The sequence below is a fragment of the Clostridioides sp. LIBA-2809 genome, assembly GCF_056688965.1.
The window spans coordinates 3462911-3484808 of the sequence record NZ_CP197004.1; the positions used below are offsets into that span (position 1 = coordinate 3462911).

19 protein-coding genes are annotated in these 21898 nt (G+C 30.2%); 2 read left to right on the forward strand and 17 right to left on the reverse strand.

The annotated features are described in order from the left end of the window. Positions 1 to 7: 7 nt before the first annotated feature. The 8 genes from ACTG44_RS16450 to ACTG44_RS16485 all read right to left on the reverse strand — a co-directional run bounded on the left by ACTG44_RS16450 (position 8) and on the right by ACTG44_RS16485 (position 8335). Complete coding sequence (locus tag ACTG44_RS16450) at positions 8 to 1327, reverse strand: GGDEF domain-containing protein (protein WP_479920842.1); 1320 nt, start codon at positions 1325 to 1327, stop codon at positions 8 to 10. 527 nt (positions 1328 to 1854) lie between these two features. Further along, positions 1855 to 2172: a PTS lactose/cellobiose transporter subunit IIA gene (locus ACTG44_RS16455; protein ID WP_021385850.1), complete on the reverse strand. Its 318-nt coding sequence runs from the start codon at positions 2170 to 2172 to the stop codon at positions 1855 to 1857. A 12-nt stretch (positions 2173 to 2184) separates the two neighbouring features. Beyond that, positions 2185 to 2916, reverse strand: coding sequence for a chitin disaccharide deacetylase (chbG, locus tag ACTG44_RS16460; RefSeq protein WP_479920843.1), 732 nt, complete (start codon positions 2914 to 2916; stop codon positions 2185 to 2187). A 22-nt stretch (positions 2917 to 2938) separates the two neighbouring features. Then, positions 2939 to 4249: a 6-phospho-beta-glucosidase gene (locus ACTG44_RS16465; protein WP_021385835.1), complete on the reverse strand. Its 1311-nt coding sequence runs from the start codon at positions 4247 to 4249 to the stop codon at positions 2939 to 2941. Positions 4250 to 4331: 82 nt separating this feature from the next. Continuing rightward, complete coding sequence (locus ACTG44_RS16470; RefSeq protein WP_021385843.1) at positions 4332 to 5639, reverse strand: PTS sugar transporter subunit IIC; 1308 nt, start codon at positions 5637 to 5639, stop codon at positions 4332 to 4334. Positions 5640 to 5660: 21 nt separating this feature from the next. Then, entirely contained in the window at positions 5661 to 5972 is a 312-nt protein-coding gene (locus ACTG44_RS16475; protein ID WP_479917433.1) for a PTS sugar transporter subunit IIB, read from the reverse strand. 202 nt (positions 5973 to 6174) lie between these two features. Then, a complete protein-coding gene (locus tag ACTG44_RS16480; RefSeq protein WP_021385834.1) occupies positions 6175 to 6879 on the reverse strand; it encodes a GntR family transcriptional regulator in 705 nt (234 codons plus the stop codon). 94 nt (positions 6880 to 6973) lie between these two features. After that, on the reverse strand, positions 6974 to 8335 hold the full coding sequence (locus ACTG44_RS16485; protein WP_021385898.1) for an MATE family efflux transporter: 1362 nt from the start codon (positions 8333 to 8335) through the stop codon (positions 6974 to 6976). A gap of 305 nt (positions 8336 to 8640) precedes the next feature. On the opposite strand from ACTG44_RS16485, the gene ACTG44_RS16490 reads away from it, so the two are divergent. Further along, positions 8641 to 10404 (forward strand): bifunctional homocysteine S-methyltransferase/methylenetetrahydrofolate reductase, encoded by a 1764-nt coding sequence (locus ACTG44_RS16490; protein WP_479920844.1) that lies wholly within the window; start codon positions 8641 to 8643, stop codon positions 10402 to 10404. A 212-nt stretch (positions 10405 to 10616) separates the two neighbouring features. After that, positions 10617 to 11768 (forward strand): GGDEF domain-containing protein, encoded by a 1152-nt coding sequence (locus ACTG44_RS16495; RefSeq protein ID WP_479920845.1) that lies wholly within the window; start codon positions 10617 to 10619, stop codon positions 11766 to 11768. Between the two features lie 164 nt (positions 11769 to 11932). Here ACTG44_RS16495 and ACTG44_RS16500 read toward each other — a convergent pair whose 3' ends face one another. From ACTG44_RS16500 to ACTG44_RS16540, 9 genes are all read right to left on the reverse strand, one after another. Then, positions 11933 to 13651, reverse strand: a complete 1719-nt coding sequence (locus ACTG44_RS16500; RefSeq protein WP_021385827.1) for a putative 2-aminoethylphosphonate ABC transporter permease subunit — start codon at positions 13649 to 13651, stop codon at positions 11933 to 11935. Positions 13652 to 13655: 4 nt separating this feature from the next. Beyond that, a complete protein-coding gene (locus ACTG44_RS16505) occupies positions 13656 to 14645 on the reverse strand; it encodes an ABC transporter ATP-binding protein (protein ID WP_021385874.1) in 990 nt (329 codons plus the stop codon). 84 nt (positions 14646 to 14729) lie between these two features. Next, a complete protein-coding gene (locus ACTG44_RS16510; RefSeq protein WP_021385922.1) occupies positions 14730 to 15779 on the reverse strand; it encodes a putative 2-aminoethylphosphonate ABC transporter substrate-binding protein in 1050 nt (349 codons plus the stop codon). A gap of 278 nt (positions 15780 to 16057) precedes the next feature. Then, positions 16058 to 16726 carry a V-type ATP synthase subunit D gene (locus ACTG44_RS16515; RefSeq protein WP_021385831.1) on the reverse strand — a complete coding sequence of 223 codons (669 nt, stop codon included), beginning with the start codon at positions 16724 to 16726 and terminating at the stop codon, positions 16058 to 16060. 5 nt (positions 16727 to 16731) lie between these two features. After that, positions 16732 to 18105 carry a V-type ATP synthase subunit B gene (locus ACTG44_RS16520; protein WP_479920846.1) on the reverse strand — a complete coding sequence of 458 codons (1374 nt, stop codon included), beginning with the start codon at positions 18103 to 18105 and terminating at the stop codon, positions 16732 to 16734. Next, entirely contained in the window at positions 18102 to 19880 is a 1779-nt protein-coding gene (locus ACTG44_RS16525; protein ID WP_021385858.1) for a V-type ATP synthase subunit A, read from the reverse strand. The genes ACTG44_RS16520 and ACTG44_RS16525 overlap by 4 nt, the downstream gene beginning before the upstream one ends. A 116-nt stretch (positions 19881 to 19996) precedes the next feature. Next, the gene (locus ACTG44_RS16530; protein WP_009893746.1) at positions 19997 to 20314 is read right to left on the reverse strand and encodes a V-type ATP synthase subunit F; all 318 of its coding nucleotides are present in this window, start codon (positions 20312 to 20314) and stop codon (positions 19997 to 19999) included. Continuing rightward, positions 20307 to 21284: a V-type ATP synthase subunit C gene (locus tag ACTG44_RS16535; protein ID WP_021385854.1), complete on the reverse strand. Its 978-nt coding sequence runs from the start codon at positions 21282 to 21284 to the stop codon at positions 20307 to 20309. The genes ACTG44_RS16530 and ACTG44_RS16535 overlap by 8 nt, the downstream gene beginning before the upstream one ends. Positions 21285 to 21298: 14 nt before the next feature. Further along, the gene (locus ACTG44_RS16540) at positions 21299 to 21862 is read right to left on the reverse strand and encodes a V-type ATP synthase subunit E (protein ID WP_021385844.1); all 564 of its coding nucleotides are present in this window, start codon (positions 21860 to 21862) and stop codon (positions 21299 to 21301) included. Positions 21863 to 21898 lie beyond the last annotated feature (36 nt).

A 21898-nucleotide genomic window follows, 5' to 3' on the forward strand; every position in this document is an offset into this window, starting at 1 on the left:
CTTTTATTTAAATGAATATTTCACTATATAGGTCCAATAAATATGTATTTTTACCTTTTCTTTTGGCCTTGTATAAAGCTGTATCAGCATGATGATATATATCTATAAAGTCTGTACTTATTTTTGAAACTATGACTGCCCCAATACTGACAGAAACCTCAGTCGCTATTGATAACTTCTCTTTAGACTTTGCAACTTCCTTTAAAATCATTTCCAGTCTTTCTTTTATTTTATTTTTATCAATCTCCTGAAAAAAAATGAAAAATTCATCTCCACCTATACGTCCCACAAAATCGTAAATATCACATGTATTTTTAAGTACATTAGCTACATACTTCAATACTTCATCTCCAAACACATGTCCATATAAATCATTAAATTTTTTAAAATTATCAATATCTATAACCCCACATACATATTCATCGTATTCTTCAATTACTCTATTTACAGATTTTTCTAGACCATATCGATTGAAAAGGTCAGTTAAAGAATCTATTTCAGAATATTTGATTAGTTCGCGCTCTCTGTTCCTTCTCCATTCATCTATTTCTTTCTGCCTTTGGATATTCTCACACCTTCCAATTACAATATTCCATGTATTATTTTCTTTTTTCAATCCCTTCGCAGAAATACGATACCAGTTCAATTCATGCTTATTATTGAAAAGTAAAACCTCAAGCTCTATAAGATTTTCACATTCTCCTAAACTTTCTAGAAATAGTTTGATATTCTCTTTTGTTGGGGCGGCTTTTTTATCTTCATCATAGCAATCGCCACCAAATAATATGAGTGGACATTGTTCATTACTTGCATCATATTCAAAAAACTGTTCGTGAACCAAAGAAGTAAATGCTTTATATCTTTCTTTTTCAAATTGTAGTTTTTCATTTGTTTCAACCAGCTCTGTAATATCTGTATACAACAAGTACATAATAGGATAGATTCCCTTATAATAGTCCTCCATGAAAATCCCCTTTACCTTTACCCATATGTTCTTACCAGTAATATGTTTCAATCGGTAACGCATTTCAAAAGCTTCTTTATTATTCATAGCATTTACTGTTTCTTTATGAACATACTCTATATCATCAGTATGAATATAAAGGCTACTATTAAAGCCTTCTTTTTCAATTCGCCCTCTTGTTGTGCCAACTAGTCTTGCTAGACCATCATTATAATAAAGTATAGTAAAATTTTCATCACATGCGAATTTTCCTATGCCATCAGCAGCATAAGCAAGCACACCTTCTAATTCTTTATCTTTTGCTTGTGCCATGCGTAGCAGATATTCTAAATCATTATTGTGTTCTTCCTGCGTCTGTTTCATATTTTCACATCCCCCCAGTTCTGTATTTTTCATTATAAATCCTTATTTATTAAGAACACAATCTATTTTCCATATCAAATTATGATATAATTTTAATTATAAACTATATAATACCACATATGTAGAGCAAATATATAATTTACATAAATTAATGTCATAATAAGCTATATAGTTTGTTCAAAATTCTGCAATGTCATTTCACATTGCCAAGTAATAACTAACGTATAGAATTCATAATGACAGGAATATACTATCTTCTTTATATATCTCATTTCTTATATTATGATAATTAAATTGTTTGCAACTGTAATTTATGAAATGACTTATTTTATGACATCATTATAATACTTTTTTACAGAGGTTACAATATATGAGAATACTTTTAATGAAAGCACGACTAACCTGTGTTTTCATTTTGATTTTGTGTCATAAATTATAAAAAAGTAGGAATATCTCAAAACAAAAAAGGAGTTCTTAAGAACTCCTTTTTTGTTTTGAGATATTCCCTTATATGATAAGATTTTAAATTACTTATTTTCTAATCTTTCATATACATCTATAAATTCTTCAGCTAATTGTTGAAAATTCATAGACGTCATTAAATGGTCTTGTGCATGAATAAGTATAACACTTATATCAGTTTTATTACCACTAGCTTCATTTTGTATTAGTTCTGTTTGAAATTTATGAGCTTTATGAATTGATTCTTTTGACTTTTCAATACATTCTCTGGCTTTGTCTATATTCCCACTCTTTGCTTCTTTTATAGCCTCAAATGCCAACCCTTTTGCATCCCCTGCAAATCCAATTATTCCAAAAGATATTTCTATCATTTTTTCATCCATCTATTCTACCTCCTAAATATCTCTATAGCTTGATATGACTAATCCATTCTTTTCTAAAAATTCTTTGACTCCTTTAGATGTAAGTATCTTATGCTCTTTTGTTCTATCAATCGCATAAGATGTAGAATTTAAAATATAATCATCTAAAAAAGCTGGGTGAGACATAATATCCACTACATCATACTTCATTATTTTGCCTATATTTTTTATAAAAAACTCTTCACTTACATTTTCCTTATAAAAACTATCAATTAAGGGAACTATTTTTGAATACTCCAAATTATATTCAAATCCACCTCTTATTGGAAGATTATACTTATTTACAATCTGCTCTATTACTGGTTTTAAACTTACTAAAGTATGGATGTGATGGTGACTATCCAAATGAGATATGTCTATTCCAAGCGCTTTTACTTTATCTATTTGAGCACAAAGTTCTCTATAAATCTCATCACAATCCATATTTTTAATAATTTCATCTGTAATTCTTCTAATAAAAAAACCATCTTTGTCAACAATAGTTTTTAAATCAGATAATAATGGTCTACCACAACTTAAAGTCATATGAACGCCACAATTTAAAGACTTATTTTCTTTAAGCAATTTCACTCCATGTTCTACCCCAGGCATATTTGCCATCATAGAAGTAGACTTAACTATTCCATTATTATGAGCTGATATTATACCATAATTGACAGCTTCACAATAGCCAAAGTCATCTGCATTTATTATAATTTTAGTCATACTATAACCTACTTTCTATAGATTATCTATTAAATCTAGGAAGATAATCTTTATGAGCTTCTAACATTTCATCTAATATAGTTTTTGCCAAATCATCTGAAGGAATTAATGGGTTTATACAAAGCGCTAAAAGAGCAGACTCATAATCTCCATACACAGCTGCTTTAGCTGCCAAGACTTCAAATGACTTAATTTGACTTACTAGCCCATGTACAGAATCTGGTAAATATCCCATACTTAATGGCTTTGGACCATTTTTTGTTATTACGCTACTAACTTCCACAGCTTGCTCGTCTTTAAAATCTCTTATGGCACCATTGTTTAATGTATTAACTACTTGGATGTCTTTTTTATCATTATATATAGAACTTATTAGATTACAAGCAGCATCGCTATAATAAGCTCCTCCTCTTTTTTCAAGCTGAGGTGGTTTTATATCTAGTTTTTCATCCTTATATAATTCAAATAATTGTTCTTCTAATTCTTTAACTACTTGACCTCTGGCTTTTCCTTCTTTAAACTCTATTAACTCATCTTCAAGCATTTCTTTAGTTTTATAATAATATCTATGGTATGGACAAGGTATAGCACCTAGAGATTTTACAAATTCCGAATTAAAATCAATAGCCTTTATATTTTGCATACTTATATCTGCTTTAACAAACTTATCTATGGCTTCTTTTGTAACATCTTCTCCATCTAAAAATACATTTAAACCATAAACCATATGATTAAGACCTGCAAAATCCATACTTATTCTATCACTTTCTACGTTAAATAGTTTAGCAACATCATTTTTTAAATGAATTGGAACATTACATAAACCTATATATTTTTTGAAGTTAGTATATTTTAATACAGCTTCTGTTATTATACCTGTTGGATTTGTAAAATTCACCATCCATGCATTTGGACATAATTCTTCCACATCTTTTATTATATCAAATATAATTGGTATTGTGCGAAGGGCTTTGAATAGCCCTCCAGCACCATTAGTTTCCTGTCCCATAACTCCATGAGATAAAGGAATAGTTTCATCTTTAATTCTTGCATCTAAAAGACCTACTCTAAGTTGTGTTGTCACGAAATCTGCATCTTTTAGAGCTTCTCTTCTATCCAAGGAAAGATTTATTTTCATATCTATTCCAGCTTTTTTTACCATTCTTTTAGCTAGATTTCCTACTATCTCTAATTTTTCTTTTCCATCTTCTATATCTACAAGCCACAATTCCTTTACAGGTAGCTCTTCATATCTATTTATAAAACCTTCTACAAGCTCAGGAGTATAACTTGAACCTCCTCCGATTGTAACTATTTTTAGTCCATTTTTCATCTTATTATACCATCCTTACCTACAATTTAGCATATTCTATATAACCATATACATTTATTAAACGAATAAAACTACCTAGTTGTTAATTTTTTAGTTTCTTAGCCTCCATTTTTTCAGATGCTATTACAAATGGAATATATATTAATATTGATATTATTAAATTAAATAGTGCCAAAGCTCCACCAGTCCAATCACCAGTAGCCATTGCTCCACCTAGTATAGGAGGTGTTACCCAAGGTATTTTAGGTAAAATTACTGGTGCTACTAACCCAAAATCTATTGCTAAGTATGATACAGCACTACATATTACTGGTGCAAGTACAAATGGAATCATAAATATAGGATTTAAAACTATTGGAAGTCCGAATATCAATGGTTCTCCTATGTTAAATATTGCTGGTGGTCCACCTAATACTATCATTTCTTTACGTCTTCTTCCTGCTATTATTAAAGCTATAACTAATCCTAACACCATTCCAGAACCACCTAAATATACAAATGCATCAAAGAATGAGCCTGCAAGTACATGGTATCCTTCAGTTGCTCCTGCTTGAGCTAAAGCGGCATTTTCTCCACCTAACTTCATAAGTATAGTTTCTGTAAAAGGAAGTGCTATATTTGCACCATGAAGACCAACAGTCCAAAGTATATGAATTATAAATGCAATAAGCATTGTAGAACCTAGACTATCAGCTACATTTGATAGTGGTGCTCCCAAATAAGTATTTAAAATATCTGTTAAGAAACTTCCATTTGAAAGTATCTTTATCAATACTCCTATTACTGTAAATATCATTATAGTTAACATTCCTGGTATTAACTTTGCAAATGACCTTGAAACTGCTGGTGGAACTCCGTCTGGCATTTTTATAGTCAATTTCTTTACTTTAGATAATCTTACAAATATTTCAGTTGATAATAATCCTATTAATATAGAAGAGAATAAGGCAGCTGTCCCTAGGTAAGTTTGTTGTATCATTCCCCATCCTTCAACTGCTGTAGTTCCACCTTCTGGAACTATTTTACCAATTTGTGGAGCCATTATAAAAAAGATAGATAATGCTATAAGTCCAGCCTGTAACCCATCACTTTCATAAGATTTGGCTAAAAAGTAGGCAACACCTATTACTAAAAATACTGCCATCGTACCTATTGCTCCCCACCAAAGGTCAGCTCCAAATGTAGTCCAGTTTTCTCCAAATATACTTGCCATTAAGTTCTTATATGCTTCTAATGGCAAGTTGTTTATCAATGTTCCTAATGCACCTACCATAGTTATAGGTATCATTGCTATAAATGCATCTCTTACTGCTACTAAGTGCCTTTGAGCTCCTATTTTAGCAGCTACAGGCACTATATATTTATCCATAAATGACATGAAATTTTCCATTTTACATCCTCCAGTACAACTTTATTTTGAACTATTTAATTCTATAGCTCTATCTAACACAGCTTTTCCATTACATCTTCCATAATCCATCATATTTATAACTTCTACTGGAATATTATGTGGTTTTGCCATTTCAGTTGCTTTTCCTAATACATATCTAACTTGAGGTCCTAAAAGTAAGACATCACAATTTTCTATTTCATTTTTTAAGTTTACTTCTGATATAGCCCATATTTTCGCTTCTATACCGTTTTCCTTCGCAGCATCCTCCATTTTTGTAACTAACAAACTAGTTGACATTCCTGCTGAACAAGCTAACATTATTTTTATCATTTTTTTCCCTCCAAATTAGATTTATTAAAATATTTTTTTAAGTCATACTGTCTTTAAACTATACATTTAAAGTATGCTCTTTTATTAATTATTATTCTAATGTATATATCTTATTTTTAAATGTATATACATTCAATTCTTGATATTATTATATATCAAATGTATATACATTTCAAGAAAACTTTTTCATTTTATTTAAATTTTATTCGACAACAGCACTCAAAGTTAAAGTGTATCCATGATGATATGTGTGTGAGTATTCAAAAACCTCACTATTTTGTAACTTACAGATTTGATTTATATACAAAAGTGGCTCTGGTCCTTCCAGCTTCAAATTTACCATGCACTCTTCATTTGATATTACAGCTTGTACTTCTCTCTCTGACATAGCTATCTTATATCCACACACTTCTTCAACAAAATTATAAAGAGAATTTTCACAGTGCATCTTATTTAAATTTGGAAATAACTTAACTGGCATATAAGTAATCATATATGAAACTCTTGTATCATTTGCTAATCTTACTCTTTTTATTTCCCATACGTTTTCTTCCAGACTTATATTTAACCTACTTGATAACTCTTCATCTGCCTGAACTATTTCAAGAGATACCAATATATTAGACACTTTATATCCCTTACTTTCCATCTCTTTAGTAAAACCACTCACAGATGATATATTATCATATATATTATTTGCAAGAACTATACTTCCTACACCTCTTTGTCTTGTTATATACCCTTCTTTCACTAGATTGTTTAATGCAGACCTTACAGTCATTCTAGTTACATTAAACTCTTCACTCAACTGTTTTTCAGAAGGGATTAAATCCCCTTCCTTTAAACTATCTGAATTTATCAATTCTCTAACATGATTTTCTATAACTTTATAAATTGGCTCTTTCATTTAATTCACTCCTCATCAATTAAAGCTTTTATATAATAAGATAATTTTATATACAAATAAAGAAAATGTCTATACATTTAGGATAAATTAAATTTTATTTGGACATCTTATACAACTTTCCAACTTTCAGTAAATATATAAATAAACTTATCATCAATATTCCTTTTAAGATACTCGATAAGGTTATACTCCACCATACACCGTTTAATCCTAATATTTCTGGTCTAGATATAAAGTAAGCTAATGGTACTCTTGCGCCAGTCAATATAGTAACTATAGTAGAAGGTATATAAGTTCGCCCTAATCCTTTAAAAGCTCCTGTTGTTATTATTTCTAAACACATAAAAAACTGAGAATAGCCTAATATTTTAAGATAAGTTGCTCCTTTTTCTATAGCCTCACTTTCATCTATAAAAACAGAAAATATACTTTCTCCTGCAAATACTAGTACTAAAGTGGTTATTATCCCAAGTATAGAAGATGCAATTATAGCTATTTTACAACCTTTATTTATCCTAGAATACTTTTTAGCACCATAATTTTGTCCAACAAAACTACCTAATGCAACTGCTAATCCTTCAGCAGTCATCCATGATATTGCTTCTATCTGTGAACCTACTTTTTGAACTGCAACTGCTACAGGACCCCATGATGCTACTATTACTCCTAGTAACATTGAAAATACTGTAAACATACCATTCTGTATAGCTACAGGAAAACCTAACTTGTATAACACTTTATAGTATCTAAGTTCTATTTTTCTAAATATTTTTATTTTAAAATATTCTTCTTTGCTCTTAATTACTATACATAAAAAACATGTAGTAACTACTATCTGTGCAAACACAGTTGCAATAGCAGCTCCTGCTACTCCAAGCCTTGGAGCAGGTCCCCATCCAAAAATTAATATAGGGTCAAGTATAATATTAGTTATTAATCCTACCGTATTAATGCAAAAAGGAGTCTTACTATTTCCAAGTCCATTAAAAATTGCAGTAAAAACTGGATTTATGAAATAAAATATCATGCCTAAAGCTACTATTATCAAATATTGTCTAGACATAGTTATAACTTCTAAATCTCCCAACTTAAAAAAACCTATCAGCTGTTTATTGAATACTATTAAAGATATTGTATATATTATTGCTAACATAATATTTATTTCTATTGCTGATTTTATATATGATTTGGTAGTGCTTATATTATTTTCTCCTATACTTTGTGCTACTTTTACCTCTCCACCCACTTTTGAAATCATAATAAATGCCATTGCAAGCCATGGGAAAAAACCAGCCGTTCCAACTGCAGCTACTGCTCTACTTCCAGCTTTACCGACCCATATCATATCTATCATATTGTATCCCATTTGTATAAATGAGGTCCCCATTATTGGAAGTGATAGTTTAAGTAATTTTTCTGTAATTCTTCCTTCTGTTAAATCAAGTCTATCTTTCATTTCCCACCTCTTCTATATTATAAATTTTTAAATTTACTTGTTTATACAGCTAGATTTATTAATTTGTTTAATTAAAATCTCTATAATAAATAAAATATCTATATACTCATAAGTATAAATATAATTATTGCCTCAATTCCTATTATAATTCTTATCTTAACATCAATTAAGTATATATAGCTAAATAAATAATAAACTTGTACTTAATTAGAATAATTTATACTATATTTTCCAAACATTGACAAGTTTTTTTGAGGTTGATATACTAATATTTAAAATATTTTAAATTCTTATGAGGTGAATCAATGAACATAAATGAATATATAAAAGACTCTATTTTAGTTTTTGATGGTGCTATGGGAACGTACTATTCTAAACTAAAGAATAACGCTTTCAACTGTGAAATGGCTAATATAAATGACGCATCTACAATTTTATCTATTCATAGAGAATATATAAGAGCTGGATGTAAGGCCATTAAAACAAATACCTTTGCTGCCAATGAAATCCTATTGGAATGTGACTTTAAAACTGTCAAAGATATTATCCAAAGTGGATATGAAATTGCATTAGAAGCTACAAAAAATACAGATGTATTTGTATTTGCTGACATAGGCCCAATACCTGCTTTAAATGATAGAGACTTACTATCTGACTATAAAAAAATAGTGGATATATTTTTAGAGATTGGTGCAACAAATTTCATATTTGAAACATTTAGTAGTGACGAATATCTACCAGAAATCTCAAGTTATATAAAGAAAAAACGACCAAATTCATTTATATTAACAGAATTTGCAGTTAATCCTGAGGGATTTACTAGACTTGGAAAAAGTGGTATTAAAATATTTGAATCTATTTCAAAAAATAAAGACATAGATTCATTAGGATTTAATTGTATCTCTGGACCACATCATTTATTACACTTTATAAAGACAATTGATATTAATGACAGTATAGTTTCTATTATGCCTAACGCTGGCTATCCTACTATCATCAATAACCGTACTTTTTTTGAAGATAATTCAGACTATTTTTCAGAACAAATGTTGGAAATACTAAATCAAGGAGTACGTATATTAGGTGGATGCTGTGGTACAACACCAGAATTTATTAAAAAGACTGTTGATATAATAAATTCTTCATACATATATGAAAATACTATAGAAAAAGTTCTTTCTCCAAGGGAAAAAGTTAAACCAATATCAAAAAATAAACTCTTGGAAAAGCTTGAAATAGGCAAAAAAATTATAGCAGTTGAATTAGACCCTCCAGTTGATACAGATATTGAATTTTTTATGAATAGTGCTAAAAAATTAAAAGACTATGGAGTTGATGCAATTACAATTGCTGATTGCCCAATAGCTAGGGCAAGAGTTGATAGTAGTCTATTAGCCTGTAAAATAAAGAGAGAATTAGATATTACTCCTATACCTCATATGACATGTAGAGATAGAAATATTAATGCCACTAAAGCTCTACTTTTAGGATTGAATATCGAAAATATAGACAATGTACTGGTAGTAACTGGAGACCCTATCCCATCTGCTGAAAGAGATGAAATAAAAGCTATGTTTAGTTTTAACTCTTCCATATTAGCAAATTACATAAAAACATTGAATGAAAATACATTTAATACACCTTTTAATATATTTGGAGCATTAAATATAAATGCAGTAAATTTCGATTCTCAACTTAAACATGCTAAGATTAAAATAGAAAATGGAGTTACTATGTTTTTAACCCAACCAGTTTTAACAGAACAAGCTTTATTAAACTTAAAAAAAGCTAAAGAAATACTTCCTGTAAAGATATTGGGAGGAATAATACCTGTTGTAAGCTATAGAAATGCTTGTTTTATGAATAATGAGATTTCTGGAATTACTGTTTCTCAAAATATTATAGATATGTACAAAAATACGTCAAAAGAAGAGTCTACTGAACTTGCTATTAATATATCTACTCAAATAGCAAAAGAAATTGAACCTTATGTAGATGGTTATTATATTATAACGCCATTTAAAAGAATTGATATAGTATGCAATATAATAGCAAATATTAACAAATAAAACAATTATAATATAATTACTATTAACACATTTTAAATACTATTTATAGAGTATATTATAATTCTAAGAATCCCTATATTTGAACATTTTAAGCTTGTTTATTCATTGTAATTTTTATATAAGTTTGGTAATATATAGATATATTATAGTAAAATTTATATATATTAATTATGGGAGATTGTGGGAGACTCTTTTCACAAAAAATTTAAGCTATGAAAACAAATAAAAAATTTAATAGAGTTGATATGCAAGTTTCAATACTTACTGCAATTATTGTAATAATATCTTCTTCATGTGTATATTTTTTTAATTATGTATTGACTTATCATGATATGATACATACTCTAAGTGAAAGGTCGAGACGTATCTATAATTATGTAGAAAAAAATATTGATAAAGATACGTTTACTGAAATTAATTCTAAAGAAGACCAATCAAAAGACTCTTATAAAAGTTCTAAAACCTTATTGGAATCTGTAAAAAATACTACAGGAGTTATGTATCTATATACTGCTAAAAAAACAAAAGATGACTCATTAGTATATGTTGTTGATGGCTTGGATTCATCTAGAAGTGATTTTAGAAATGCTGGTGATTTGATAGAAAAAGAGATTTGGAGTGATCTTAACAAAGCACTAGATAATAATATATTGCTACCTAAAAAAATTAAAGCAACATCTTGGGGATATATATTCATATCATACTTTCCTATTCACAATAACGCTGGTAAAGTTGTTGGGGTAATAGGAATTGAATTTGAAGCAAATCATCAATATAATACATTTAAATTCATAAGTATAGTTACACCAATTATAGCATTATTGACTTGTCTAATATCAGCATTGGTTGCAGTAGTTCTATTTAAGCGTATATCTAATCCTACATATACTGATTTTGCCAATACAGATTACTTAACAGGTTTAAAAAATAGAAATGCTTTTGAAATAGATATGAATAATTTAAACAATTCAAACCTAAAGAATCTAATATCTATCATATCAATAGATTTAGATGGCTTAAAAAAAATTAATGATAAATTTGGTCATCAAACAGGAGATTTATACATTAAGCATGCAAGTAAAATTATACGAAATGTTATAGATACAAAACATGTAGTTTATCGTGTTGGTGGAGATGAATATCTAATTATTCTAAAAAATTTATCTTCTGAAGAGATAGATAGTATTATAAATAATATCAATTTAAAAATAATTGAAGAAAACTCGACTAACGAATTGAAATTATCAATGTCTATTGGATATGCTATATTTGATGAAAAATTAGATGTGTCTTTGTTTGATACATATCACCGTGCAGATTCTCAAATGTATGATAATAAAAGAAAATTGAAAGAGCGTGATTGATTTTAAGTTTAAAAAGAGAGTGTTTCAAAATGAACTTTTTAGTTCATGAGGCGCTCTTTTTTGTATAAAATCAAATATATTTTCATCATTTCAACAATGAAAAAGAAGCTTATCTCTATTTTGAGACAGCCTCTTTTTAAATTTATGTTTTTTTAATAATTTATTTAATTGAGATTATTTCTTTTTTCTAAACGATTTTTTATAAATTCATGTATTACTTTCACTAATATATTTGTAATTAGTATTAATACTGCTAATGCTGCAGCCTGTGCAGTGCTACCTTTATCATCCAATTGTACAATTGATATCGCAGCTACTTTTGAGCTAGCAGTGTATATAAATACTAAAGCTGATATTGTCACCATAGAGTTTAAGAAAAAATACATAAAGTTTTCTAAAACTGCTGGTAAACAAAGTGGTATAGTTACATTCTTAAGAATTGATACACTGTTTATTCCCATTGACTTAGCTACCATATCTAATTCCTTATCTACTTTCTTAATGGCTGTAGTGGCAGTTATAAATGCTACTGAAAAGAAATGTACTATATTACATATAACCATTATGAGTAATGTCCCATATAATCCATTGAATAAATTCTTAATGTATATTGTATCCATAAAATTAAACTCTAACTTATTAAAAAATAGTACATAAGCTATACCTAAAACCAACCCTGGTAATGCCATAGGTAATGTACTTAAAAAATATCCAAATGATTTTAAATATGGAGCTTTTTCTGTTTTTTCATTTAGATATGCAAATAAGAAAACAAAGCTTGTGCCAAGAATAGCTGTTAATAGCGACATTTTTATTGAATTTATAAATGGTTTAATTCCATCAATACTATTCTTCATAGAAAAGTGTTCCAGTGTAAGTCTTAAGTCATATGGCCAAACTGAAATTAATGATGATAAGATTACAGTTAACATTACAGCTATTATACCAAATGCAATAAATCCTAAAATTCCTCCTAAGATACCATCTCTTAACTTATTAGATTTAACTTTATATGGAATTGACTTTGAGTTTATATATGAATTTTGATTTTTTTCAATTTTTTTAGTTACTATAAATGATATTATTGCTGGTATTAAAAGTAATATTGATACAGTAGCACCCATTGGCATATTTTGTTGTCCTATAATTTGCTTATACACATCTATTGATAATACATTAAACTCCCCTCCAATTACTTTTGGAGCTCCAAAATCTGTAAAGCATAATGTAAATGACACAAATGCAGAGCTTATTAAAGAGTATTTTATACTGGGAATTGTTATGCTAATAAATTCTCTTATCTTACTTATACCCATAGTGTTACTAGCTTCATACAATCTGTAATCTGTTGAACTTAATGATATATAGAGTATTTGAAATGATTGAGGAAATACATATATAATTTGTGCTAATATTATTCCCATTGCTCCATATATTGGAACATGTATTCCAAGTAAATTAGTGACTAACCCCTGATTTCCAAACAAATATACTAAACCTATTGCATGCATCATTGTTGGAGCAAACATAGGAAACATCGCTAAAGACTTAAAAAATCCTTTAAATTTAATCTTTGTCCTCGTTAGTGCATACGCATATACCAATGCAAGTGTTAACGATATTACAGTTGATATAATAGATACAAATACTGTATTTTTCAGTGAATTCAACAGAGCTTCAGAAGCTAAGTATTCTCGGAAGTTTTGTAATCCAACAAAGACTCCATCTTTATCTAAAAATGCCTGCATAAATAGATATATTATAGGTGCCAATAAAAAGATTACTAAAGACATGACCAATACTGTGAGCATACACTTTTTTATATCTAGATTCATTTTTGATTTAAGATTTATACTTTTAGAACTTATAGCATTATTATTCATATACTTATGCTCCTTTAACTTTTGGATACTTTAAATAGTATTTTTCATCTATACTTATTTTTACAAGGTCACCTTCTACTAAATTTAAATTAACCCATTCTTTTATAGAAACATCACTTATTATGAAATTTTCATTTAATTTATCTTTTATTTCCACTCTTAGTAGATTTCCTCTGAACTCTATATTAGATATTATTCCTTGATAATTTTCTTTTGTTGATTTCTCTATTTGAACATATTCTGGTCTTACAGTTAATATAGAATCTCCATTATCAAAGCAGTTTGTATCTCCTATAAATTGAGCTGTAAATAAATTTTGAGGATTTTGATATATTTCTTCTGGAGTTCCTATCTGCATTATATCTCCTCCATTTAAAATGGCGATTTTATCTGCCATTGTTATAGCCTCTTCTTGGTCATGTGTTACCATTATTGTAGTTATATTAAGTTCTTTTTGTAATCTTTTAATATCCATTCTAAGCTTGTGTCTAACCTTTGCATCTAATGCAGACATTGGCTCATCTAAAAGTAAAAATTTTGGTTCAAGTGCTAATGCTCTTGCTATTGCAATTCTCTGTTGTTGCCCTCCTGATAATGCTTTAGGATATTTATGAGCTTCATGAGTTAATCCAACTATTTCAAGAACTTCCTTAACTTTACTATCTATTTTTTCTTTTGAAACTTTTCTTTCTTTAAGTGGAAAAGCTATATTGTTATATGCAGTCATATTTGGAAACAAAGCATATGATTGAAATACTATTCCAAAACCTCTCTTTGATGGTTCTAAATTTGTAATATCTTTATCTTGAAGAATTATAGCTCCACTATTTACTTCTTCAAGACCTGCTATTATTCTAAGTAATGTAGTTTTACCACATCCACTAGGTCCAAGTAAACATAGAAATTCACCTTCTTCAATATCTAAACTAATATTATTTAAAACCCTTTTTTGGTCATAATTTTTAAACACATTATTTATTTTTAAGTAACTCATATCTTATCTCCCCTTATATACTTATATTTTTATTTTAAATTTTTTTCTTATAACATTGCATCTTCTAGATTATAAAATTAAATTTTACTTGCTTTCAGATTTTGAACCATACTTTGATTCCCAAGTTTTCAATATTGTACTTCTATTTTTTGCAGCAGAGTTTAAATCTACTTCCTTTATTAGCTGTTCAAATGGTTGTTTAGAATAACCTTTTGGAACTGGATTATCTGTCTTTATAGAAGTAACTGCTACTTCGTGTGCATATCTATCCATAGCTGAATCGCTCATTGCCCAGTCTAAAAATAACTTTGCTTCTTTTTTTATATTATCTTTTTTAACTAAAGCATTTGCCTCTAAATCCCAACCTGAACCTTCTTTTGGAAATACTACTTCTATAGGTTCACCGCTAGATAATTGTTGTGTAGCTCTATATCCAAGTGTAATACCTATTGGATATTCTCCAGAACCAGCTAGTTTGGCAGGCTTTGAACCTGAATGTGTATATGTAGCTATATTTTTATGTAATTTATCCATATAATCGTAAGCATCTTTTTCGCCCATCATTTGAATAAGTCCTGATACTGTAAGATATCCTGTTCCAGATGATGCTGGATTTGGCATTGTTATGAGTCCTTTGTATTCTGGTTTTATCAAATCTTTATAGCTTTTTGGAATATCAATACCTAATTTCTCAAGCTCTTTATAATTAACTACTATTGCAGTTTCTGGTACACTCATTCCTACCCAAGATACATCTTCTTCAGTATCTTTAAATTTTTTATCAACCTTGTCATAATTTTTAGGCTTATATGCTTCAAGTGCCCCATCTTCTTTTAATTCTATCATGTTCATTGCTGATAACCCCCATATAACATCAGCTTGTGGATTATCTTTTTCTGCTAATAATTTTGAAGCTATTACCCCATGAGAATCCATAACTATCTCTACATCTATATTGGGATACTCTTCTCTAAAACCTTCCATATAGTAAGCTATTTGTTCTTCCTCTAATGCTGCATATATTGTAAGTTTATTATTTCCTTTTCCTTGAGTAGTTTGTGGTGTTGTTGATATGCAACTTGTCATAAATGTAATTACTACAATACACAGACAAGTAAATATAAATTCTTTCATATCGTCCCCCTTTATGTGCTTTTTTCTTTTTTTAATTGTTTTTTGTTGTTTTTGCTTATATTTATATAATACACCTAATTTGTTAATATAAAGTTAAGTGTAAATTAACAGTTCGTTAATTTTTAGAAATTTTTGTTAAATATATTATTTTTAATTAAATATAGTATGTTTTTAAACAATCTATCTTTTTTACAGTATCCATATTTTTAATTTAAACATAAAAAATAAGCCTAACTTCTATAAATTAGAATGTTAGACTTATTTCTATAAATATTTAATTACACAACCAAATTATTTTTTTTCTTTTCTTCAAGTGCTTTTTTAAGCACCATATCCTTAACCTTCATAAGTCTAGTAGTACTTGCTCTCTCATTTTCTTCAAGCTTCATAGCAATATACTTAATAGTCTCAATGTAATTTGGTATCATTACATTTTCAAGAGCATTAACACGTCTACGTGTCTTTTCTATCTCTTGTGCAAGAAGCTGTGCACTTTTTTCACTTTCTGCAAGTCTTAAAAGTGGTTCCATAGCAGCTGAAAATGCTTCCATAGCAGAATCCAATTCACCTGATGTAAAAGCAAGACCATAAGGATAAATATCACTTTGATTGTTTTCAGTTTTAAAGTCAAACACAGGAACGTCAACACTCATTATATTTTTCGTAGATACATCTACGGAAACAGATTGCTTTGGCATCATAAGTGCTGAACCTAGATACTCCTGACTCATAACTGCTCTTGCAATTATAAAATTCTTATAAGCACCATCGAGAGCATTTTCTGCTTCTTCACGTAATCGCTTATTTTCTCTTACAATCTCAAGAAATTGTTTCATAAGTTCATCAAGTTTATCTTTAAGAAGCTTATGACCTCTTGTAGCAGTTTTAAGGAGTTTCTTAAGCCTAGTCATTTCCATACGTGTTGGATTTATATTTAATCTAGCCACAGATATCACTCCTTAGGCATATATTTTTCAAAATATTCATCGCGAATACGTTTAAGTTCACTTTTTGGTAACATACTAAGAAGCTTCCATCCGATTTCTAATGTCTGCTCAATAGTTCTATCAGTTCTAAATCCCTGTGAAACATATTCTTTCTCAAATTCATCTGCAAACTTTGCATACATTAAATCAATCTCAGAAAGTGCAGATTCACCAAGTATTGCCATAAGTTCTTTTGCATCTTTACCTCTTGAATAAGCTGCAAAAAGCTGGTTCATTGTATCTGCATGGTCCTCACGAGTCTTACCCTTACCAATCCCTTTATCTTTTAGACGAGAAAGTGATGGTAAAACATCTATAGGAGGCTGTATATCTTTTTTATAAAGTTCACGATTAAGTATAATCTGTCCTTCTGTAATATATCCTGTAAGGTCAGGAATTGGATGTGTTTTATCATCCTCAGGCATTGTAAGTATTGGAATCATAGTTATAGAGCCCTCATGCCCTTTCATTTTTCCTGCTCTTTCATACATTGTAGCAAGGTCAGTATAAAGATAACCTGGATATCCACGACGTCCTGGAACCTCTTTTTTAGCTGCTGAAACTTCACGTAATGCCTCTGCATAGTTTGTAATATCTGTTATTATAACGAGTACATGCATGTCTTGCTCAAAAGCAAGGTATTCCGCTGCTGTAAGTGCCATTCTAGGTGTAGATACACGCTCTACAGCTGGGTCATTTGCAAGGTTTACAAATACTACAGAACGGTCAATTGCACCAGTTGCTTTAAAGTCACTTATAAAGAAATCTGCATCTTCAAAGGTTATACCAACTGCGGCAAACACAACGGCGAACTTAGAGTCAGTTCCACGTACTTTTGCCTGTCTTGCAATTTGAACTGCAAGATTAGCATGTGGCAAACCAGAACCTGAGAATATAGGAAGTTTTTGACCTCTAACTAGTGTATTAAGCCCATCTATAGCAGAAACACCAGTCTGTATAAATTCAGCCGGATAGCCACGTGCCGCTGGATTTATTGGAGCTCCATTTATATCAAGTCTTTTATCTGGTATAATTTCTGGGCCTCCATCAATAGGTTTACCCATTCCACTAAAAACACGACCTAATATATCTGGTGAAACTCCAAAGTCAAGACTCTTTCCTAAAAAACGAACTTTACTTTCAGCAAGGTTTATACCTGTTGAACTTTCAAAAAGCTGAACAAGTGCAGTATCCTCATTTACCTCTAGAACTTTACAACGGCGAATCTCTCCATTTGAAAGCTCAATTTCTCCAAGTTCATCAAATTTTACACCTTCTACACCGTTTATTAACATAAGAGGACCGGCTACCTCTTGTATTGACTTATATTCCTTTATCATAGTTCTTCAGCCCCCCTCTTTTTAATAAGGTCTGCAAGCTCATTGTCTATTTCATCTTCAATTGAATCGTAAGTAGCATCTATATTGTCTTCTTCTACATACTTAGCACGACCAATCTTTTCAAGAACTGAAAGCTTGATAATATCATTTATAGTAACATTTTGCTTGATGGCATCTTGTGCTGACTTATAGAATTTTAGTATAAGTCCCATCATTCTATATTGCTTATGAAGTGATGTGTAAGTATCCACTTCATGGAAAGAGTTTTGATGAAGGAAGTCCTCTCTTATAGAACGAGTAACTTCTAATATCAATCTATCTCCATCTGAAAGTGAATCAACTCCAACCAATTGAACTATTTCTTGAAGTTCAGACTCAACTTGTAAAAGTTTCATAGCTTGAGCTCTTTGAGCTGAGAAATTATCATTTACATTTTTATCTGCCCATACATCAACTTTTTCCTGATAGAGTGAATAACTTGTTAACCAGTTGATTGCTGGGAAATGACGCTTATATGCTAAAGAAGCATCAAGCCCCCAGAATACTTTTACTATACGAAGTGTTGCTTGGCTGACAGGTTCTGATGTATCACCACCAGGAGGAGAAACTGCTCCAATCGCTGTAAGTGTTCCTTCTCTGTCATCCATACCTAGACAATTTACCTTTCCAGCTCTCTCATAGAACTGAGCAAGACGTGAACCTAGGTATGCAGGATAACCTTCTTCACCAGGCATCTCCTCTAGACGACCACTCATCTCTCTAAGAGCCTCGGCCCATCTTGATGTAGAGTCTGCCATAAGTGCAACACTATATCCCATATCTCTAAAATATTCAGCTATTGTAATACCAGTATATATAGAAGCCTCACGTGCAGCAACTGGCATATCTGATGTATTGGCTATAAGCACAGTTCTTTGCATAAGTGACTCACCTGTTCTTGGGTCTTTTAATTCAGGAAATTCAAGAAGAACATCCGTCATTTCATTTCCACGCTCGCCACATCCTATATATACAACTATATCTGCATCTGCCCATTTAGCAAGCTGATGCTGTGTAACAGTTTTTCCACTTCCAAAAGGTCCTGGTATAGCTGCTACCCCACCTTTTGTAATTGGGAAAAATGTATCTATAACTCTTTGCCCTGTAACAAGAAGTGAATCTGGTGTTTTCTTTTCTCTATATGGTCTTTCTTTTCTAACTGGCCATTTTTGCATCATAGTCACAGGTATGTCATTACCTTTTTCATCTGTAATAACACAAACTGTATCTTCAACAGTAAATTCTCCAGAATATATTTCTTTTATAGTACCTTTAACTCCATAAGGAACCATAATTTTACATTCCACTACAGCTGTTTCTTGAACTCCACCTATTATATCTCCAGATACAACTTTATCGCCAACAGCTTTTTTAGGTTTAAATTCCCACTTAACTGCTCTATCAAGTGAAGATACTTCAACACCTTTAGTTATATTAGTACCTGAAATATCATACATTTTTTCAAGTGGACGTTGAATACCATCATAAATAGTTGAAATAAGACCTGGCCCAAGCTCAACACTCATAGGCATTCCAAGAGAAACTACTTCTTCCCCTGGCCCTAGACCAGAAGTTTCCTCATAAACCTGTATAGAAGCTTTATCTCCATGCATTTCTATAATCTCGCCTATAAGATGTTTATCTGAAACTCTTACGACGTCAAACATATTCGCATCTCTCATGCCCTCCGCTACAACAAGCGGTCCTGACACCTTTACAATTGTGCCTGTTTTCATATTCTCTCACCTGCAATCATATACTTTATCAAAATTTAAATACTCCCTCCTATATTTTATCAATACATACCTTTAGCACTAATAAAATTTGAGATTGTCTTTTATTCAACTTCCATTTATTCTTTAAATAATATATCTGCACCTATAGCACGTTTACTAGATTCTCTTACTTCATTCATACCTAATCCCATACTTCCTCCAATACCTGGAATAACTATAATAGCAGGAAGTTGGTAGTCTTTGTATTTTGCTATTGATTCTTTTGCAAGCAATGATGCCTGTTCTGTAATATAAATTATCGCATACTCATCTTCAACCAACTTATGTATACTTTTTTTAATTTCGTCACTATCATAGGCTGGGAAGATATCTATTCCAAGAGCTAAAAATCCCATGATGCTATCTTTATCTCCAACTACTCCTACCTTATACATAAGCATCCCTTAGCCTTTCTTTTATAGTATCTGCGTCTATATTATTAAGCTTACTAGTCAAAATAATTCTTATTGTTTTTATCTCTGATTCTTTAGCATATAAATAAGCAATTAATGGTTCTAATGTAAGAGGTTTAAATTTTGCTTCTCTAACATATTCCATAAGATAGTCATCACAAAGTTTTTCAAAGACAGTGAATCCACTACCCATACCTTTTTTACAGACATCAGAGTAAGAAGTAGATTTAAAACATGATGCTGGAGTGTCTGAAGAAAAAGCTTCTAAGAATTTTTCCTTATCAAGTGACCCCCCTGAAACAAACACATTCATAAACATCTGAAAATCTTTCTTCATATTTTTAACTCTTATAAAACTTTTTAGATTTGTTAAATCACAAACTTTCATAACATAATCTATTACAAATTTGTTTTGACTTTCTTTAGCAGTCTCTCTCATACTAGAAAAAGTCGCTTTATCTAAAGCAATATCAACCATTTGACCATTTTGTGTCTTACTATAAACATCAAATGCCTCTACTATGGCGGCTTCCATTATCTTAGGTAAATCACTAAAACTACGATTTGCTAAAGATTCTCTAAGCTTAACAAGAGGAATTGTACCTCCATCAATCAAATATTTTTCACCATCTACACCAGAAATTTCTTCTTTAATCAGCACTTTTAAGTTGTGATAGTCATTTTTATAAAGAAATACATCAACAAATTTTTCTTCAGGAGCTAGACCTTTAAGAATTTCATATGTCTTTGATAATTCTTGAGTCAAAATATTCTCAAAATTATGGATATTATTATTTGCTGTATCCACATAACCTGCTTCAGCTATAATTCTTAAAGAGTCTTCAGGGCTTTTGGCTTCTGCCATTTGAATAAACATTTGTCTGTTAAGAAGCTGTTTTTCAAGCACTCTTATTCGTGCCACGGCATAGGGATAAGTTTTTTCTTCTGCCATTTTTTAACCCCTCCTTAATTAAACAAAATTTCTGCTGCAATTTGTTCAATATCTTCATGTTCTACTGCAATTATGGCTTCAAATGAATAATTGTACTCAATGTCACCTTTTTTAACTATGAAGCCTCCAGTAATATCTCTGATTTCATCAGACACTTTAATGCCTTTTTTTGATAATACATCTTTTAATGTTTTTTTGTCCTTTTTAGATAACACTATCTGTGAATCTTCTGTACAATTTGATTTTTCAATCATATTTAATATAATCTCTTCATATTCACTATCTTTAAGATTTAAAAGTTTATTTTTAGCTTCTAAGATTACTTCTTCTAAAATCTCTTGTTTTTTTGATAATATTTGTTTTTTAGCCTCCATATAAGCTCCTGATATTTCCTTAGAAGCTGCTTTTTCTGCTTCTGCCTCTGCAAGCTTTGTATAGGAAGCCATTTCCTTTTCAGCTTTTTCATTAGCTGAGTTTATTTTTGAATCTGCCTCACTCTTAGCTTTATCCAATATTTCTTGTGCTTCTTGCTTGGCATCAGCTATAATTCTGTCAATCATTTTTTGTTCATTACCCATAGGAGTGCTTCCTCCTTTTCATTTTTTTTACTTATG

Coding starts and splice junctions, on each gene's coding strand:
- ACTG44_RS16450 (WP_479920842.1), bottom strand. CDS start 1,327: ATGAAACAGACGCAGGAAGAACACAATAATGATTTAGAATATCTGCTA.
- ACTG44_RS16455 (WP_021385850.1), bottom strand. CDS start 2,172: ATGGATGAAAAAATGATAGAAATATCTTTTGGAATAATTGGATTTGCA.
- chbG (WP_479920843.1), bottom strand. CDS start 2,916: ATGACTAAAATTATAATAAATGCAGATGACTTTGGCTATTGTGAAGCT.
- ACTG44_RS16465 (WP_021385835.1), bottom strand. CDS start 4,249: ATGAAAAATGGACTAAAAATAGTTACAATCGGAGGAGGTTCAAGTTAT.
- ACTG44_RS16470 (WP_021385843.1), bottom strand. CDS start 5,639: ATGGAAAATTTCATGTCATTTATGGATAAATATATAGTGCCTGTAGCT.
- ACTG44_RS16475 (WP_479917433.1), bottom strand. CDS start 5,972: ATGATAAAAATAATGTTAGCTTGTTCAGCAGGAATGTCAACTAGTTTG.
- ACTG44_RS16480 (WP_021385834.1), bottom strand. CDS start 6,879: ATGAAAGAGCCAATTTATAAAGTTATAGAAAATCATGTTAGAGAATTG.
- ACTG44_RS16485 (WP_021385898.1), bottom strand. CDS start 8,335: ATGAAAGATAGACTTGATTTAACAGAAGGAAGAATTACAGAAAAATTA.
- ACTG44_RS16490 (WP_479920844.1), top strand. CDS start 8,641: ATGAACATAAATGAATATATAAAAGACTCTATTTTAGTTTTTGATGGT.
- ACTG44_RS16495 (WP_479920845.1), top strand. CDS start 10,617: ATGAAAACAAATAAAAAATTTAATAGAGTTGATATGCAAGTTTCAATA.
- ACTG44_RS16500 (WP_021385827.1), bottom strand. CDS start 13,651: ATGAATAATAATGCTATAAGTTCTAAAAGTATAAATCTTAAATCAAAA.
- ACTG44_RS16505 (WP_021385874.1), bottom strand. CDS start 14,645: ATGAGTTACTTAAAAATAAATAATGTGTTTAAAAATTATGACCAAAAA.
- ACTG44_RS16510 (WP_021385922.1), bottom strand. CDS start 15,779: ATGAAAGAATTTATATTTACTTGTCTGTGTATTGTAGTAATTACATTT.
- ACTG44_RS16520 (WP_479920846.1), bottom strand. CDS start 18,105: ATGATAAAGGAATATAAGTCAATACAAGAGGTAGCCGGTCCTCTTATG.
- ACTG44_RS16525 (WP_021385858.1), bottom strand. CDS start 19,880: ATGAAAACAGGCACAATTGTAAAGGTGTCAGGACCGCTTGTTGTAGCG.
- ACTG44_RS16530 (WP_009893746.1), bottom strand. CDS start 20,314: ATGTATAAGGTAGGAGTAGTTGGAGATAAAGATAGCATCATGGGATTT.
- ACTG44_RS16535 (WP_021385854.1), bottom strand. CDS start 21,284: ATGGCAGAAGAAAAAACTTATCCCTATGCCGTGGCACGAATAAGAGTG.
- ACTG44_RS16540 (WP_021385844.1), bottom strand. CDS start 21,862: ATGGGTAATGAACAAAAAATGATTGACAGAATTATAGCTGATGCCAAG.